This is a genomic window from Bartonella capreoli (assembly GCF_902813205.1).
In the GTDB taxonomy this organism is placed as follows: Bacteria; Pseudomonadota; Alphaproteobacteria; order Rhizobiales; family Rhizobiaceae; genus Bartonella; species Bartonella schoenbuchensis.
Window position 1 is genome coordinate 1 of sequence record NZ_CADDZX010000121.1, and the last position, 543, is coordinate 543.

The window sequence follows — 543 nt, forward strand, 5'->3', positions numbered from 1 at the left end:
ACATTGTCCACACTGTGTGATCGTGGATATATTATAATTGATAAACGAAAACTTATTCCTGATGCTAAAGGGCGTATCGTTACAGCTTTTCTGGAAAATTTCTTTAATCGCTATGTAGAATACGGATTCACAGCAGATCTTGAGGAAAAACTGGATCTTATATCAGATGGAAAACTTTCTTGGAAAGATGTAATGCGCGATTTTTGGGATGGATTTAATGCGTCTATTACCAATATCAAAGAATTACGTATAACCAATGTTCTTGACGTTTTAAACGTGACATTAGCACCTCTCGCTTTTCCTATACGTGAAGACGGAAGTGATGTCCGTTCTTGTCCTCTCTGTACAAACGGTAAATTATCATTAAAGCTAGGGCGTTATGGTGCATTTGTTGGCTGCTCTAATTATCCCGAGTGCAAATATACACGCCAACTTGGAACAGACGTTGGAGAAGAAAATGAAGTCATACGTAATGACGAACCTATTATGCTTGGTGTCGATCCTAAAACAGGAAAAGATATCTCTCTTCGCAATGGACGTTTT

General features: G+C 38.1%; 1 protein-coding gene. It reads left to right on the forward strand.

The annotated features are described in order from the left end of the window. The coding region (locus J7R05_RS07635; RefSeq protein WP_208541807.1) for a topoisomerase DNA-binding C4 zinc finger domain-containing protein at positions 1 to 543 on the forward strand (543 nt) is incomplete at both ends.